The sequence below is a fragment of the Armatimonadota bacterium genome, from assembly GCA_039679645.1.
Lineage (GTDB): Bacteria > Armatimonadota > UBA5829 > UBA5829 > UBA5829 > UBA5829.
The window spans coordinates 70,309-87,676 of the sequence record JBDKUO010000066.1 but is presented as its reverse complement, the minus strand read 5'-3'; the positions used below and the strand labels follow the sequence as shown (position 1 = coordinate 87,676).

General features: G+C 49.8%; 15 protein-coding genes. 8 read left to right on the top strand and 7 right to left on the bottom strand.

Going from position 1 to position 17,368, the window contains the following annotated elements; translation table 11 throughout:
• Nucleotides 1–94: 94 nt before the first annotated feature.
• The 6 genes from ABFD83_13980 to ABFD83_13955 all read left to right on the top strand — a co-directional run bounded on the left by ABFD83_13980 (nt 95) and on the right by ABFD83_13955 (nt 7,465).
• Nucleotides 95–1,243, top strand: coding sequence for an ankyrin repeat domain-containing protein (locus tag ABFD83_13980; protein MEN6358179.1), 1,149 nt, complete (start codon nt 95–97; stop codon nt 1,241–1,243).
• Between the two features lie 185 nt (nt 1,244–1,428).
• The gene (locus ABFD83_13975; protein ID MEN6358178.1) at nt 1,429–2,049 is read left to right on the top strand and encodes a redox-sensing transcriptional repressor Rex; all 621 of its coding nucleotides are present in this window, start codon (nt 1,429–1,431) and stop codon (nt 2,047–2,049) included.
• A gap of 76 nt (nt 2,050–2,125) precedes the next feature.
• Nucleotides 2,126–2,638, top strand: a complete 513-nt coding sequence (nuoE, locus tag ABFD83_13970; protein ID MEN6358177.1) for an NADH-quinone oxidoreductase subunit NuoE — start codon at nt 2,126–2,128, stop codon at nt 2,636–2,638.
• On the top strand, nt 2,635–4,527 hold the full coding sequence (gene nuoF, locus ABFD83_13965) for an NADH-quinone oxidoreductase subunit NuoF (protein ID MEN6358176.1): 1,893 nt from the start codon (nt 2,635–2,637) through the stop codon (nt 4,525–4,527). The genes nuoE and nuoF overlap by 4 nt, the downstream gene beginning before the upstream one ends.
• Nucleotides 4,528–4,613: 86 nt before the next feature.
• Nucleotides 4,614–6,638 (top strand): [FeFe] hydrogenase, group A, encoded by a 2,025-nt coding sequence (locus ABFD83_13960; GenBank protein MEN6358175.1) that lies wholly within the window; start codon nt 4,614–4,616, stop codon nt 6,636–6,638.
• Nucleotides 6,639–6,925: 287 nt separating this feature from the next.
• On the top strand, nt 6,926–7,465 hold the full coding sequence (locus tag ABFD83_13955; GenBank protein ID MEN6358174.1) for an isoprenylcysteine carboxylmethyltransferase family protein: 540 nt from the start codon (nt 6,926–6,928) through the stop codon (nt 7,463–7,465).
• A 25-nt stretch (nt 7,466–7,490) separates the two neighbouring features.
• On the opposite strand, the gene ABFD83_13950 is transcribed toward ABFD83_13955, so the two are convergent.
• The 4 genes from ABFD83_13950 to ABFD83_13935 form a co-directional block, all read right to left on the bottom strand.
• Entirely contained in the window at nt 7,491–7,727 is a 237-nt protein-coding gene (locus tag ABFD83_13950; GenBank protein MEN6358173.1) for a hypothetical protein, read from the bottom strand.
• A 144-nt stretch (nt 7,728–7,871) separates the two neighbouring features.
• Entirely contained in the window at nt 7,872–8,936 is a 1,065-nt protein-coding gene (locus ABFD83_13945; GenBank protein ID MEN6358172.1) for an HD domain-containing protein, read from the bottom strand.
• A 205-nt stretch (nt 8,937–9,141) separates the two neighbouring features.
• Nucleotides 9,142–9,348: a hypothetical protein gene (locus ABFD83_13940; GenBank protein MEN6358171.1), complete on the bottom strand. Its 207-nt coding sequence runs from the start codon at nt 9,346–9,348 to the stop codon at nt 9,142–9,144.
• A 37-nt stretch (nt 9,349–9,385) separates the two neighbouring features.
• Nucleotides 9,386–10,243 carry a CPBP family intramembrane glutamic endopeptidase gene (locus ABFD83_13935; protein ID MEN6358170.1) on the bottom strand — a complete coding sequence of 286 codons (858 nt, stop codon included), beginning with the start codon at nt 10,241–10,243 and terminating at the stop codon, nt 9,386–9,388.
• Nucleotides 10,244–11,157: 914 nt separating this feature from the next.
• Here ABFD83_13935 and ABFD83_13930 point away from each other — a divergent pair.
• Both ABFD83_13930 and ABFD83_13925 read left to right on the top strand, forming a co-directional pair.
• Entirely contained in the window at nt 11,158–15,456 is a 4,299-nt protein-coding gene (locus ABFD83_13930; protein ID MEN6358169.1) for a PQQ-binding-like beta-propeller repeat protein, read from the top strand.
• A 19-nt stretch (nt 15,457–15,475) separates the two neighbouring features.
• On the top strand, nt 15,476–16,027 hold the full coding sequence (locus ABFD83_13925) for a PEP-CTERM sorting domain-containing protein (GenBank protein ID MEN6358168.1): 552 nt from the start codon (nt 15,476–15,478) through the stop codon (nt 16,025–16,027).
• Nucleotides 16,028–16,112: 85 nt separating this feature from the next.
• Here ABFD83_13925 and ABFD83_13920 read toward each other — a convergent pair whose 3' ends face one another.
• From ABFD83_13920 to ABFD83_13910, 3 genes are all read right to left on the bottom strand, one after another.
• Entirely contained in the window at nt 16,113–16,670 is a 558-nt protein-coding gene (locus tag ABFD83_13920) for an N-acetylmuramoyl-L-alanine amidase (protein MEN6358167.1), read from the bottom strand.
• On the bottom strand, nt 16,670–17,017 hold the full coding sequence (locus ABFD83_13915) for a hypothetical protein (GenBank protein MEN6358166.1): 348 nt from the start codon (nt 17,015–17,017) through the stop codon (nt 16,670–16,672). The genes ABFD83_13920 and ABFD83_13915 overlap by 1 nt, the downstream gene beginning before the upstream one ends.
• Before the next feature lie 70 nt (nt 17,018–17,087).
• Nucleotides 17,088–17,363, bottom strand: a complete 276-nt coding sequence (locus ABFD83_13910; GenBank protein MEN6358165.1) for a hypothetical protein — start codon at nt 17,361–17,363, stop codon at nt 17,088–17,090.
• Nucleotides 17,364–17,368 lie beyond the last annotated feature (5 nt).

Below are 17,368 nucleotides of genomic sequence, written 5' to 3'. Positions count from 1 at the left end.
ACTTTGTGTTTTTGTGGCCATAGCTGTTGTCGCTTGGATAAGCAACTCTTTTTTTTAATGTGTGCAATTAAATTCAGCGGAGAAACATTAGTAAATGCTTCGATATGCCTGTCTAGCGCTCTGTGTTTTAATCTGTTCACCTGTGTTGGCCGGTGAGATACATAAGGCAGCCGCGCGGGGTGACCTGGCCAGAGTGCAGGAATTGGTAAATGCCGACCCCGCGTTGGTCAATTCGCAGGACATATCCGGCGCAACCCCGCTTCACTGGGCGGTAGATCGCAACCAGCGCACAATGGCGGACCTGTTGATAGCGCTCGGAGCAAATATTAATGCAAAGAAGAAGAATGGTGTTACACCAACACACATCGCAGCAGGTGAAGGACGCATCGAAATCCTTGAACTTCTCCTCTCGCGCAATGCAGATGTCAATGTAAAAGACAACTACGGCCGAACCCCTATATCTATTGCTCGTTATCGCAAAAAAGCAGGCGCCGTAAGGATTCTTCTCGCCCATGCAGAGCCGGGGACTGCCGCAGTCAGAGAAAATGAGACATCCTGCAAGTCGGTAAGTTATTCAAGGGCGTTTGTGCGCGGGCATGCCGTCAATGTTATCTACATCAATATGGACGATCCATCAGTGCATATCAGTGCAGCCATTGCAAAAAACGGGGTCGGCAGAGGTGAATCGTTCAGATCATTCATGCACCGTCTGAAGCCTACGGCAGCCATCAACGGCACGTTCTTCTGCAACCGCAGTCTGAAACCAATAGGCGATATAGTGATCGGCGGCAATACGGCGCATTTTGGCGGGATGGGCACGGGGCTTTGCATCACATCGGATAACAAAGTGACGTTTGTCCCCACAATACGTAATCGCCATACCGACTGGAGCAGGTTTGAAACCGTCATGGCGTGCGGCCCGCGTCTTCTCACTGACGGAAACATTACACTCGACCCATACGGCGAAGGTTTCAGGGACTCGCACGTTCTGGGAAGCGCGCGAAGGACGGCTGTCGGCCTCACCGGCAAAAACAGACTCATATTCGTGAGCACATCCTCTGCATGCTCACTGTATACGCTGGCATCCATCATGAGCGATCTTGGCTGCACGGACGCGCTTAACTTTGACGGCGGGTCGTCATCGGCAATGCACTACCGTGGAAAAAACATATCATCTCCTAGTAGATCACTCACGAACGTGCTGTATGTCTACGAGCATGGCCGGAACACCGCATCCAAATAGCTCGCACTCCAATCGCAACAAAGTTTCCTTGCTAACGATTAAATGTGAACGCTTACTTAAGCTTATAGGTTATTTTCATTAAATAAGAAATCCGGCTAAGATATCTGTTGACGAATGGCAGTACGAATGGTAGGATATAATCGTTAGTGGAATAACAATTCCCATTGTGTGGAAAATTGGAGGCAATGGTGCCCAAAGCAGTCATTCTGAGATTCGAAAGCTATCTGACATACCTTGGACAACTTAAAAGCGAAGGGAAAAAGACGGCAACGAGCGAAGAACTGGCGAGGCTTTTTGGAATATCCAGTTCAAGAGTCAGGCAGGACCTGGTGGCGCTCGGCGCGGTCGGCAGGCCCAGGTCAGGCTATGATATCGAAACGCTGGAACGCACGATAATCGCGGCTCTGGATGTCGACAACGTCAAAAAGATCGCACTGGTCGGGTTCGGTAACCTGGGACGCGCGTTGGCGGGCAGCGAAGTGTGGAGCCAGGGCGGCTTCCAGCTAAAAGCAATTTTTGATGTGAACCCTGAAGTCATAGGGACTGAAGCCCATGGCATTAAGGTCCGCAATATAACTGAGCTATTCGGCGTAATTAAGAGTGAGATGATTGAAGCAGCATGTATTACAGTGCCTGCTTCGGCTGCGCAGAGCGCGGCCAATCTGCTCGTGACGGCAGGCATCAGAGGCATATGGAACTTCTCGCCTATCGAGATTGACGTGCCGTCGGATGTGATTGTCGAAAACATGCGCCTGGAACAGGGGCTTATGACGCTCTCATTTCGCATGAGAACGATGAAAAAGTAGGTAATAGGCAACAGGGCAACAGTCTTGTTGCCTATTATCTGTTGTCTATTGTCTGAATTATTACGGGGGTAGTATAGTGGCACAAGCAGTCACGCATGAAAAACCAAAAAGCGCTGACAGAAGCTTTCAGCGCGTGCTCGATATCATCGAGGAATGCGGCACAAAAGAATCCTCGCTGATACCGATCCTGCAGAAGGTTCAGGATGAATACCGATACCTGCCTGAGGAAATTCTGGCCTTTATCGCAACAGCGTTGGATGTGCCGCCGGCGACAGTCTTCGGCGTAGCTACATTTTATGCGCAGTTTTCGCTGGAGCCGAAGGGCAAGTATTTGATTAGAGTCTGCGATGGAACAGCTTGCCATGTGCGCGGCAACAAGACCATCATTGACGCCATCCGAAACAAAATCGGCCTTAAAGATGGCCAGAGAACGACCAAGGATATGCGCTATACACTTGAGACAGTGAGCTGCCTCGGCGCATGCGGGCTTGCGCCCGCCGTGGTCATTAACGATAAAATTTACGGCCACATGACCCCCGATAAGGTTGTCGCCGCGATTGATGAATTGGAGAAGGAGGCAGCCCGTTGAGCACAATAGGAATTATCAGTTCTCCACAGGACCTTACCAAGATCAAAGCCGATGTTCAGGCCGCAATTGCCGCGGAGAAGATCAGGCTGACACTCTGCTGCGGCAACGGCTGCGTTGCAAGCGGCGCTCGTGAAGTGTTTGAAGCTCTTAATGCAGAGCTTGAACGCAAGAACGTGCCTCTAAAGATCGATATTCTCGAAGAAAAGAAAGATGGTGTGCGCCTTTCTGCAAGCGGCTGTCAGGGACTCTGTCAGCACGGTCCGATCCTTAAAATCGAGCCTTACAATTACCTATACATGAAACTCAAGCCCGAAGACGCGGCTGAGATAGTCGAAGAGACAGTCCTCAATGGCCGCGTAATCGACAGGCTCCTTCTCAAGGATGACGCGACCGGCAAGAGCTATAAGACCCGGGAAGATATCCCGTTCTATAAGCACCAGACCAACATTCTCCTTTCCGACTGCGGCACCATCGACCCGAAAGATATTCGCCAGTATATAGCCCGGGACGGCTACAAGGCTGCAAGTGAAGTTATCTTCTCGATGACTCCTGAAGACGTCTGCCGAGAAGTGCTGGACTCCGGCTTGAGAGGACGCGGCGGCGCAGGATTCCCGACCGGTCGCAAGTGGACTCTCACTGCAGCCGTTCAGGGTGAAAAGAAATATGTTGTCTGCAACGGTGACGAGGGCGACCCCGGCGCATTCATGGACGGCGCTGTGATGGAAGGCAATCCCCATGCGATACTCGAAGGAATGCTGATCGCGGGTTACGCCATAGGGGCGGATGAAGGCTATATCTATGTTCGAGCCGAGTATCCCCTCGCAATTAAGAGCCTGAGGCGAGCGATCGAGCAAGCTACCGAGGCGGGAATACTGGGCAAGAACGTGATGGGAAGCCCCTTCTCATTCGACATTCATATCAAAGAGGGCGCCGGAGCATTCGTCTGCGGCGAGGAGACCGCTCTGATCGCCTCGATTGAGGGTCAAAGAGGTATGCCAAGGCCCAAGCCGCCGTTCCCGGCACAGTCGGGTCTGTGGGGAAAGCCTACGGTTATCAATAATGTTGAGACCTATGCCAACGTCTCAAAAATCATCCTCCATGGAGCGGAGTGGTTCAGAAGTTTCGGAGTTGAGAAGTCTCCGGGGACCAAGACGTTCTCCATTACGGGCGAGGTCACCAATACGGGTCTTATCGAGGTTCCGCTCGGAACAACTATCAGGCAGGTCGTGTATGATATCGGCGGCGGTATCCGCACACCCGGCCACGAGTTCAAGGCCGTGCAGATCGGCGGACCGTCCGGCGCATGCCTGACCAAGGAGCACCTCGATCTGCCGCTGGATTATGACAGTCTCCGCGCGGCGGGAGCAATGGTCGGCAGCGGCGGACTTGTAATCCTCGACGAGGGCACATGCATGGTGGAGGTCGCGCGTTACTTCATGACCTTTACCCAGAGCGAGTCGTGCGGAAAGTGCGTCCTGTGTCGCGAGGGAACCAAGCGGATGCTCGAGATCCTTAAAAAGATCGTCAGAGGCGAAGGCACACTTGAAGATATCGACTTGCTTGAAGAGCTTGCGCTTACAGTCAGGGACGGCGCGCTTTGCGGACTCGGTAAAACGGCTCCGAACCCGGTCCTTTCGACCCTGAAGCACTTCCGTGACGAATATATCGCCCACGTGGTGGACAAGGTCTGCCCGGCGGGTCAATGCCATGCATTCAAGACATACACGATCACAACCGAAAAATGCAAGGGCTGCGGGCTGTGCGCAAAGAAGTGCCCGGTCGGCGCGATATCCGGCGAGATCAAGAGCCCATTCGTGATCGACGCGGCAAAGTGCATCAAGTGCGGCGTGTGCGCGGATGTGTGCAAATTCGGAGCGGTAACTTTGTAGGTGTTAGGTATTAGGTGTTGGGTATTAGTAGCTGTTCGCCAACACCTATCACCCATCACCTAACACCCAAAGTGAGGGATTAGATAATGGATAAAAATTATATAACAGTTGATGGAACCAGGGTCGAACTGACCGGTGAAAAGAACCTGCTTGAAGTAATACGCAAAGCGGGAATCGATCTGCCGACATTTTGCTACCACTCTGAGCTGTCGGTATACGGCGCGTGCAGGATGTGCATCTGCGAGATAGAAGGCAGAGGGCTTCAGCCCACCTGCTCCACCCCGCCTGAGCCGGGTATGGTAGTTCGTACAAACACTGTAAGGACAATGCGCATCCGCAAGATGGCGCTCGAGCTGCTGCTGGCTAACCATCACGGCAACTGCCAGACGTGCGACAAGAACACCAACTGCCGTCTGCAGTCGCTGGCCGAGAGGCTGGGTGTCAAGGACGTGCGCTTCCCCACAAGTTCCAAAATGGAGCCTGTGGACATGTCCAACAAATCGCTGGTCAGAGACCCCAATAAGTGCATTCTCTGCGGAGACTGTGTAAGAATGTGCAAGGAAGTGCAGGGGATCGGTGTTCTGGACTTTGTGGGACGCGGATCGTCTGTGAAGGTCAGCCCGGCGTTCGGTAAGTGCCTCAATGAGGTCGAGTGCGTTTACTGCGGCCAGTGCTCAACTGTTTGCCCGACAGGCGCTCTGACTGTAAAGAGCGAAGTGGACAAGGTCTGGAAAGCTATCTATGACCCCGACAAGGTCGTGGTCGTGCAGATTGCGCCTGCGGTAAGGACTGCTGTCGGCGAAGCGTTCGGCGTGTTGGACGGCGAACTTGCCATGGGAAAGACTTCCGCCGCGCTGCGCAAGGTCGGCTTTTCGCGCATATACGACACATCATTTGCAGCGGACCTTACCACTATGGAAGAAGGCACCGAGTTTTTGAAGAGGCTCGAAACAGGAGAGAAGCTGCCGCAGTTCACAAGCTGCTGCCCGGCATGGGTGAAGTTTGTTGAGCAGTTCTATCCTGAGTTTGTAGGCAATTTGTCAAGCTGCAAGAGCCCACAGCAGATGTTCGGCTCGCTCGCAAAGAAGTATCTGCCGCAGGACCTGGAGGTCAAGCCGGAGAACTTGATAGTCGTCTCCGTGATGCCGTGCACAGCCAAGAAGTTCGAGGCGTCACGGCCTGAGTTCAGCCACGACGGCGTACCCGATGTGGACGTTGTCTTGACCACTCAAGAGATCGTAAAAATGATCAGCCAGGCGGGCATTGTCTTCAGCGAGATTCCGCCGGAGTCTATGGATATGCCGTTCGGGTTCAAGACCGGCGCTGGCATCATCTTTGGAGCCAGCGGCGGCGTGGCCGAAGCTGTTCTGAGACTTGCGACCGCTCAAGAGGGTCAGCCTAATCGGAGTTATGAGTTCTACCAGGTGCGCGGCCTTGACGGAGTGAAAGAGACCGAGGTCAGCATTAATGGTGAGACAGTGCGGTTGGCGGTAGTCAACGGCCTGGCAAACACTCGCGACTTGCTCGAAAAGATCAAGAGCGGCGAGGCGAAGTACGATATAGTCGAAGTGATGAGCTGCCGCGGCGGGTGTATCGGCGGAGCTGGGCAGCCTCTGCCAAATGATATGGATGCTCGTGAGCGGCGCAAGAATGCGCTGTATGACTGCGACCGCGTCCAGACATTGCATAATGCAAAGGACAACCCGTTTGTGCAGGAAGCATATCGCAACTGGCTGAAAGAGCCTAACAGCACTGCGGCGCATCATCTGCTGCACACTCAGTATAAGCACCGCAAACGGCTCACCGGTGAGGTTATTGACGTGCAGGAAGGCGGCGCGGCTGATAAAGTTAGCGTGAGCGTCTGCATAGGCACATGCTGCTACGCAAACGGTTCATACGACACCATGCGCAAGCTTATGGACCTGGCTGAAAAGAAGGGCATAAGCGATAAGATAGACTTCAAGGCCAGCTTCTGCTTTGAGAACTGCGATAAGGGCCCGAATGTGGAAGTCAACGGCAAGGTGCATGGGCATGTTACGCCGGATAAGGTGGAAGACTTCGTTGAGAAGATAATCGTGCCTGCTATAGATGGCACTGTGGCGAAAGTCTAAGCAATTTACGCTTAGTAAATTGCACGATTGCTTGTGGTTTTTGTGGCGCAAAAACTATAGCGTTGTGCAAGCGACTTACCGTGAATCACTTAGCACAGTTTTTGCTGTGTCTTGTTTTGGGCCGGGGAGAGATTTCCCCGGCCCATCTTCATGTTTGGCTACTTGTAATTACAGGGTAATCTTAAAGGCGGGGTAATCAATCAAACCAGGAATGACTTCCAATGACTGTGATTACAAGAAATGTGCGGCGGCGGGCGTGCCATTCTATTTCAAGCAGGTGACTTGCAATGACTGTGAGTACAAGAAAGGCCATCTTCGGCATAGCATTTTCCCTGGTATTGATTGGCGCGGTAGTTCCGGCAGCGTATTGGTATATAGCGCAGGCGATTGACCGATCTCTGGGCTTGGAACATCTGAGCGACAGTCCTGTTTTGTTTATATTGGCGGCGTTTTCATTCCTGGCAGGCTTGTTCTGGGTCTTATGGGCATATACATATCTGTTGTTTGTGGGCAAGGGACTGCCGCTGGAAGCATTCGGAACAGCGCTTCACCCAACCCAAGTCCTGGTGACAACCGGCCCGTATGCTTATACCAGAAATCCAAGTATAATCGGGCTGATTTTTCTGCTGCTTGGTGTGGGGCTTCTTCAGAGGTCTATATCGGGTTTGGTCATGCTGCCGGCGGCAGTAGCGATCATAATACCATATTTGATAATTTTCGAGGAAAGAGCGCTTGCAGCAAGGTTCGGCGATGAATATGCCCATTACAGGAACGCCGTTCCCCTACTATTCCCCCGGTTTATCCCATACGCCAAAGCCCAAATATAAAATATAAAATATAAAATACTAAATGTCAGAACTCTCCTTTCCAGGCTTCCGGGCATGGATCGGAGCCGTATTTATCATATACTATGCATCTTATGCCTTCGCGCTTGCAGTCATTTGCCCTGTTGCATCCGACCGGAAGCAGATTCGCCTCTGAGCGAACGTAGTCAGGCATAGTGGCAGTCACGCGTATGACATCCAACCTGACCATACTCGAGCGTATCTGACAGTATTCGTATGTCTGTTTCTTATCGTATTTCTCCATATGACATGCACACTATATCATTACATGCAATCAAGATCAAAGCTGCATAAACATCAAATGTGTATTTGCCCAAAAATGGAGGAAGAGCGGCTGTTAAGCTCGCTCTTCCTTTCACCCTCTCCCTCTTCCTCGATACAAACTTGTCTATTCGTCCGCAAACGGATCGTAATCAACGTCCGCGGCAAAGCTCTCCATATCAGCCGCATCACCATTCGGCAGGACCGCTTCTTCCGGCTGCCCCGTATCTTCTAAGAGGCCGGTGCAACTTGGCAGGCCTTTGAATATCGGTCTGTCCAGCAAAAAGTGACGCTCAGTAAAAAGTCCGCCGTTATCAGAGTTGTGTATGGCCTCATCGAATATAGCCAGCTTTGCGTCAAGGTCGTCAGCAGTGTGGAGCATAACCGCTTCGATGCTCTTGGGCTGCTTGGGCGAGCCCCACTCCTTTTCCCCGTGATGAGAAAGTATCATATGCTGGAGCGCAAGGCTCATTGTCGGATCGAAACCATCGATCTTGTCCGCTGCTTCCTTCACCATCATCGCTCCGCCCACAACATGCCCCACCAGATGCCCCGCGTCAGAAAACTTGATCGAGCTTGACCAGAGATACTCATCTATCTTGCCGATATCGTGCAGAGCTGCGGCAGTCAGCAGCAGCTCACGGTCGGTATTGGGATAGAGGTCGGAAAGAGCGGCGCACGTTCGGACGACGTTGAGCGTGTGTTCAAGAAGTCCGCCAATATATGCATGATGAATCTTTTTTGCGGCGGGAGCCTGCCTGAACTTGACCGCATACTCGCTGTTTGAAAAGAACCCATCGAGCAGGGTGCGTAGTTTGGGATTTGTCACCTGCTCCAAAATGGCTGTAAGCTCAGTCATCATTTTATCGGGGTCGCGTTGTGAACTTCGTAGGAAGTCCGAAGGGTCAATAGCCTCGCCCCAGCGCTGAAAAGACTCTATTACAAGCTGAGGATGGTCATTGTAGCTCTTAACGGCTGCCTGGACCTGTACATAATCATCCTCGCTGATACGCGCAATTTCGGATTCTGTGGCGTCCCATTTGACGCTGTCCACCGTGCCGGTCTTATCAGCAAGGGTCATTTTGAGGAACTGCGAACCGGTGCGTGTGCTTGCAACCGACTTGGTAACTACCAGGAATACTTCTTCGATCCTGGCACCCTCTCGAAGATTTACAACGTAGAGCTTCTTCACAAAAGTATTTTAGCCCCAAGAAAACCGGTTGTCAAGAGAAAACAGACTCAGATATAATACCCAAGCCAATGCCCATGACCATTTCGCAGAGAAAAATCGGAGACGACCTGGTAATGGACTTGCCCGGTTTCTCAAGATCGCCTGAAGCTATATACGCCAAACGCAAACAGGTTGCGCAAGCGATTATGACCGCACGAAAAATCTCTCAGCTAAGATAATTGTGCGAGCGTTTTTTCTGGTCTCTGAGACACTCTTCTCTGGTTATCTCTCTCTCCTGCTTATTGACGAATGAAGATATGCTCGCTCCATGAATTGCGCAGTGTGCCTCGTTACCTTCACATTTGCATGCGCCGCTCATGAGTTCGCACCACTGAGTCCGTGACTCCGGCAGCCAGTATTCACAACGTTCCAAGGCAGCAAACCTCCGATATTTCGGCAGGTTATAACACTCATTGCATAGGCGCAACGATCAATAGTCCAATCGCCGCCACGACCAGCGCAAGTGTTCCCAGCAGGCCGGCATCGAGCGAATATAATCCGCCTGTTAGCCAAGAAGGGCCGGATATGTCGCTTACTACGACCCCGCGTTCGTATGAGCGGCCGGAACAGGGAAGACCGAATATCGGCCCGGATGCCACGTTCCAGCCGAAGTGCAAACCGATAGGAAGCCAGAGTGTTCCCGTATGGAATCTACAAAATGCCAGGATGAGACCAAAGATAAATGCGTTGAGAGTGAACAACGCCGGCATGCTCTTGTGTTTGAACAGGTGAGCGACTGCGAATATGAATGACGATATCGCGATTGCTACTTCCAGTCCCCACGCATTATAGAGCAGATAGAATACGTAACCCCGAAAAATGATCTCTTCAAAAATTGCCGCGCTCATAAAGTCGATCAAACCGCCCAAAAACAGTGGCAGGCAGGCAATACAGTCATCAGATAATATGGAAGGCCTTACATTGACATATCCAAACAGCAGCCCGATCAGATATTCCAGAACCACACATCCCAGCGCGATACCGGCTCCGTAGGCCAAGTGCGTCAAAGAACCTCCGTCGTATACCAGACCCAGAGACGCAATGGACTGCTTGTCTACAATCATGATGAATGCAAGGGTAATGGCAACGGAAGTGCCCATTGGGATGCATGCTATCAGCACTCCCAACAAGGTGCGAGAGAAAGATGACATTTGAGATTGTGCCACCTGCTCATTCATCTTCCAGTAAAAACGGTGTGACAACTCGAGTGCCAGACCGATACAGAAGAGATAGACTGCAAGTTTCGCGCAGGTTTCAAAAAGCGGCATATCTGGAATACTCCGGGCCGATCAATCTATGCGTGAACTACCATTTTGTATATTCCACACTCCGACCCGCCCATGAAGTATTCTTTTGAGCTAGATATCATGCGAGGTAATCGACGATCACTTAAAGCGCGAAAAACCCCGCCGGAATCCCGACAGGGCAAAATCGCATAGAGAACGTTTGGTCGGGGAGACAGGACTATCGTCCTGGCTAAGCCCCCTTGCAATTCTAATACTGTGGTGATGCAAGTGATCGATCATATCCACTCAATCACCTGTGGCTCACCACAGTGAAAAAGCATCAACACAGATTACCATATAGGTCAAACGTTCTGAGTCTCACCTATCAGTAACCAGCAGGCAGAACAACCAAGAACATTAGCAAGCACTAGTATTTCGAGGTCGGATACAATTCGTCGTCCATCTTCAATACGGTAAATTTCACGCCGGTCAGGAATCCAACATCCATTTGTAATCTGTGCTATTCTGGCACAAAGATTGTCCTGTGTAAGGTGTAGATCAGCTCTTCGCTCCCTTACGCGTTGCCCTACTTGGTTAACTTTTTGCTCTTCAGTTCTAAGACGAGGAAAACCCCGAGGCATAGTATTCTGCCACCTGATTTATCAGCTAGAAAAATAATGGCAGAAAAAAGCGGTTGTGATGCTCCTACATGAGAGCATCTTGTGATATACTGCAATATGCTCTTGCGTAAAACAGTAAGTGCTACTATGGATTGTAAAGCAAGGAGGTGCTCAGTATAGTACATATTGGACTATATATCACATGTTCTTGTCCACAACAGTGTATTCATCAATTGGTTAGATTTCTAGTAAATATATCGTTGACGTTTTGAGTTTTGCATGTTACATTACGAATGCCTGCTAACAGAACGGGGCTACCACATATGGAGGAAGAAAATGGAAGTTGGTAGTTGTGTTAAGAAGTATGCAGTGGTAATCTCCGTAATAACAATCCTCATAGCCACCCTTGGCAATCAGTTACAAGCTTCTCAACTCCCCTGGGAAACCGAAAACAGTGTAAAAAATGCTCTCTCACAACAAGATGGACAAAGCATTGTCTGTGAAGCTACTGTTGCCCGGATTGCAGCTCGCAATAATCCGGATTATTTTGTAATTCAAGATGATTATTCCGGCAATAGACTGGTGGTGCTATGCCACCCGCCTGAAGACCTTTCAGTTGGTAAGGCCGTATATGTTGAAGGCACAATCGGCACACTTACAGCCAATGGCGAGCGCTATGTCTATGATCCGACTGTATATGGATACATTAAAGATGGAGAACTTCAACACTGGACTCCATTCTTTGGGTTTGCTCCAACTGATAATAAGCAAGAGCTGACCTTCCCCACCGATCCTATTCCACCATCCGATCCGAGTCTTGCCGACGACGGTCTGGGTATAGCAGGCGAGGTTACGGCCGACACTACTTACAGAATTTCAAAGTTCGATACTGTCGCTTCGCTGCGCGCAACTTCTCCGCCAATACTGACTCCAGTTAAAATAACTTGCAAGCCGGTTACGAATGTAGGCGAGAATTACATATACGTTGGAGATGACAACTCAAGTGCAGTTGTAAGGGTATACACAAACGTAATAGTTAAGCCAACAGACAGAGTAATTGAGTTGACCGGCACGGTACACACCGAAAACGGCGCACTTGTCATCTATGCAGATAGTGGTCCCGATCCATATTTCGATCCTCAGGGTTCAAATGGAAGTGTTTCCGTAGCCAGCACCGGCACTGTAGCATATGCAGGCACTCTGAATGATGCGAATGATACGACAAATGCAGGTGGCATTAGTGTTATGAGCACCAGTTCAACACCCGTTGACGGTGATTGGGTCTATCTGACCGGGCAAATCGTCACCTATATGGGACGGTACTACTCGTATAATCAATCCACCTGGATTGATGTCTTCAATATCCAAGGCCTCGACTGCTTGCCAGGAATTCGTGTGTGGAGAACTTCATCATCCGGCTTATCTAGTATATGTGCAATTGTAGATGTCATGGCACAGGTAAATACTATGGACGGCCAGAGGATACTTGGCCTGTACAACACGAGTGATGACAGCAGTTCCATTGAATGTAAAAATCTTGACCAGACAGGCACTGTGAACATTTCTCCTCTCGGCATGAATAATCGTGCCCTCGGCGGCAGTCCACTAGGCAGTAATCCCGGCATTTCGAACGCATACGGACCCTATAACATTGGCAGTTATGTTACTGTTTGGGGCAAGGTGCTTGAGATCGGCGACAACTATTATCTTGACCAAAGCAATACTACACCTTACATGCGCATTGATGATGGGTCAAACCTGGCTACAGGCAATTCTTCATATGGCACATATGGCGAAAAGGGTGTTACAGTTTTTGCAGATACAGGTTATGGAATAAGCACCGGTGACTGCGTATCAATCACTGGAGTGTGTTCGGTATGGAAACCCGAGAATTCCTCAACCTCGTATCCCTGCATTTGGTCATCGGATTCACCGGTCTCTTCGTATGCGATGTCGGCAATAACAGATGCAGGAACCGGAACAATATCAGGCAATGTAAAGCTGTACGATATGCCGGAGAGCCAAGCAATCGTTACGGTATATTGTTCCGACGGGCAGATACAAAAACTCGCCATCACACGCCAGTCCGATAATTCGGGAAGTAATAGTTATTCGTTTACTGTGACTAAATATTCCGAGTATCCCAAATATATGGTCTCAGCGGAGTGTGATGGTTACAAGACTCGGACCTACACGAATATCGAGCCTGACACCACTCGGAATCTGTATCTGACCAAACTCAGAAAGATATACTTAAGGGCAAACAGCACATCTATTGTAGGATGCTCCGGAACCACAAATGTCACGGCAACTGTGGTAGATTCCGGCCATAACCCGGTTGCAGGAGTGCAGGTCAGGTTCAGAACAGATAAAGGATCGTTCTCAGACAGCTCTGTAATTCATGAGTCTCCGTCTGCTGCAACGGATTCAAGCGGACAAGTCACTGTGCCATTCTATAGTGTGGCCTCAGAGTATGGAGATGCTACTGTTGAAGCCACCGATGATAGCGCCCCTTTAACCGGAGATGTGCTCACAGATGACACCTACAAATACGATTGGGAACAAGTAAGCAATCAATACGGTCAACCAATATATATAACGATCAACCAGCCGAGCGCCAGTCTTGAGCTTACGGCTGACCCGACGGCGATCAGTCCATGTGGCGGCGATATGTCAGAAATAACAGCAACGTTGAAAGCTTGTGGAGACAACGGACTCGATGGGATAGATGTTAGGTTCTACACTGATAAAGGTGTTTTTAGTGAGACCGGAACTACAGAGGCAACTGTCAGAACCAGTAATGGTGGTATTGCGACCGTCCACCTCGATGCATCTTCTGCTAGTTTAGGAAAAGTAACAATTAATGCATATGCCATGGATAATCCACAGAAAAATGCCACAGTTTATGTGTCAATAATAAATGATATCCTTAGGTTGACTGCCGATCCATACTCTGTCTTGCCGACTGACAGCAACTCCACAATAACTGCAAAGTTAATAAAGCCGGACGGCACACCTATTGAAGGAACAAGTATTTCGTTTACTAAAACTGCCGGGAATTTGAGTGTTACCACCGGCACAACAAATTCAAATGGAGAGGTAACTACAACTCTAAGCGGTGTCTCCCAGGGCAGTTTCGCTGTTGTCGAGGCTACCACAACGAATAGATGTGCAGGTACGTTTGCGCAGCGCTGCCAGGTTGACTTCCTGCTGTCCGAAGCCGATGACTGGCCGATGTTCATGCACGATACAAGGCATCAAGGATATGCATTAACAGGAGATAGTTGTTCCATCACCAGTTTTGGCAGCCCCGTGTGGACCAAACCTATTGACACAGCAACAAGCTCTGTCGCACGGAGTGACTGGGCTACTTCTGGCCATCCCAATCCGGGGATGTCGTCGTTTTTCATATGGGATACATATGTTTTCGAACATCCATATATCGATTCCAGCCCGGTGCAAGCAGCAGGCTGTCCTGTTATCGTCGGCGCATGGTTTGGAGGCACAGATAGTTACCTTAGTGGATCGTGTGGGTATATTGCAGCGTTCAATACCACCACAGGCGATCTACAATGGGACTATCCGGCAGGCGCATACAGTAATGCCATTCTCAGACTGTCTGGAGGTATCGCATCGACACCCGCGGTGGCGACAGTGGGCGATCAGAAGTATGTATACTTCGGCTGCATGGACGGCAATGTCTATTGCTTAAATGCAATTACCGGAGCATATGTATGGAGTCATCAAACCACAAGGCGCGATGGTACAACAGCAGCCAGGATTATTCAATCGCCTGTAGTTTGCAATGGCGTAGTCTACATAGGCAACGAGAGCGCAAAAGTATATGCGCTTAATGCCAGTAATGGAAACGAGGTTTGGACTTCACCATTCGAGATACCGACTTCTGAACTCATTTACTACGACACAGACGACATTTATGACATAACCGGGGTCAGCAGCATAGCTGTTGCCAATATAGGAGGTGCAGATCGATTATACTTCGGCAGTGATGCTGGTTATCTCTACTGCGTTGATGCATCTACAAAGACTCAGGTCTGGTCATACAGGCCGGACAGGTATGGCTGCATAGAATCTTCTCCGACCATCTATGCGGGCAATGTATATTTTGGAATTACATTCTACACAGGGAAAAACTTATATGCCGCAAATGCTTCTACCGGGGAACCGGTATGGTCTGTAGGCCTTGACGGTGGTTATGGTGAAGAAGTGAGAGCGACATGTGCAGCAATGGACAACGGCATATTTGTAGGTGAAGATACGGGCAACTATTTTTACCGTGTCAACGCCCAGACAGGCGCGAAAGAGCCGATGAATTTGAATAACCCGCTTGATGCGTATTATGGCAATTACTTTGTAGGTTCAGCAGCTTTCACATCGGCGGGTTACGGTATTGTCGGGAATGACAACGGCAAACTGTATGCAATAGATAAAGATGATATGAATAAGTTGGCGGAATGCAATACAGCTCAAAACAATACGTCCACGAACAGTTTTGTGTGCTCATCACCAGCTATTTCTTATGCTGCAGAATCCGGCTATAAGTGGATATATGTTGTCTCCAGGGCTGGGAATGGCAGAGGTACATTATATGCATTCAAGCAAGCAAAAAATTGATGAAAGGAACCAGTAAGCAATGAAAATCAAACATTATAGATGGCTATCTGCATTGTTTTTGCTATTTGTTTTTGCTGCTGCTGTTCATGCTGACACACCTCTTGTTAGTGGTAAGGTAGTGATAGAAGGTGACGTTACACGATATATCTACACTGTGACGAACACCTTGACAACAAGCAAATATATCTGTGGGTTTGGGGACATGATTCTACCAGATGGAACTCTGTCAGTAGGCCATAGCGAACCAACCGGTTGGGGTTTTTGGTATGATAAGGCAGAAAATACAGCTTGGGCTGAATTTTTCTGGGATACGTACACATATACAAGAGACTTATCAATAAAACCAGGCGAATCGGCAGTATTTGAAATATATACATCCGTGCCAGTAGTCACACAATGGATAACAAGCTGGACAGTTGCCATTGAGCCTGTAGAAGGTCGCACCTATACATATGGTGATGGCACACCCTTGCCAGTACCTGCACCTGTTCCCGAACCATCTTCTATCCTCGCACTACTTACTGGCTTAACCAGCCTTGGCGGATTCGCATTGAAACGAAGAACGCGTTAGCAGCTGAAATAAGTGGAGGTCGGAGCCATTGTGCTCTGGCCTCCTGATTTTTCTTACTGCAGTCCCCCACCCATCAAAAAATCGCCTACATCACAATTGCCTGCGCAAGAGCCTGCGCAAGCTGTTCGCGCCAGACCTTACTCTTCTGCAGATCGGAGTCGTGTTTGTTAGACACAAACCCGACTTCCAGTAAAACCGCAGGCATATGCCTGCAAGTTCCACGCAGCACAGCCAGCTTAGAATGCTGAGACTTGCTGTCTATCTTTACGCCGCGACTTTCAAGCCCCTCCTGCATGCAGGCAGCAAGCATCTCACGCCCGACGCCGATGGAGCTGTTTTTGAAGTCTCCCACAGGCACATAGAAGCATTCTGCCCCATCAGCCTTGTTATCACTCGAGGCGTTGCAGTGAATCGCTACAAACAGGTCACAACCCGCATTTACAGCGATAGCGGCGCGAGTCTCCAAAGCGACTTTCTTATCACCCGTGCGCGTGAACACAGTCTCAACACCATGCTCACGCAGATGGTGCCCCAGTCTACCGGCGAACTCAAGCACCCAGGCATCCTCTGCAATGCCGTTGCCACTCGTGCCGTTGTCCTGCCCGCCATGTCCGGCATCAATGCAGACCTTTCGCGGTTTCATTAGTTTGCCCCCGTAGTTGTTCCTGTAGCGGGAGTGCTTGTAGTGCCGCTCGTAGTCGAGTGCTTGAACCTACCGGCTAGATTCTCCGCGTCGACAATAGCGTCAATGGAATCGGAAGCAAACCGTAGTATCAGGTCGTCAGGAAGATCGATGTTAAATGCACCTTCACCGGTTACAATCGCGATCTTTATAAGAGACATTACGGACTGCTTTTTGTTTGCGCCGGGCAGACCGGGTGTCTCATAGGTCTTGACCAGATCACGGATAGGCTCTATCAGACCGAGGAGCAGGCGCATGGTCACGAGTGACTTAACGATATTGGCGGCTTTAGAGAAGATAGAAAACATAGTAATAACCTTTCCCGAATGTGCTTTCGGAAAAGGTTATAGATCACATGATGAGAAGTTGGCAAGGGGATTAGTGTATAGCCTTTTGCAAAAGTATAAACACCAACGCTATCACGCCGCCGGTAAAAGCCGATATGATTGCCTGCTGCAGAAATACGCCGGGCGCATCGATACGTTTCCATATACGATCAAGTGTCTGTTTTATGCCCCCTATTTCTTCTTTTATATTTGAGATTGCCTCATCTTCACGGATGCACTTCTCCGGCACATGCCCGTTGAGGCGAGTTTCTATTGCAGTCACGCGCCCATTCAGTTCGGCAATCTTAATTTCATCTGCCTGAGTCACTTTTC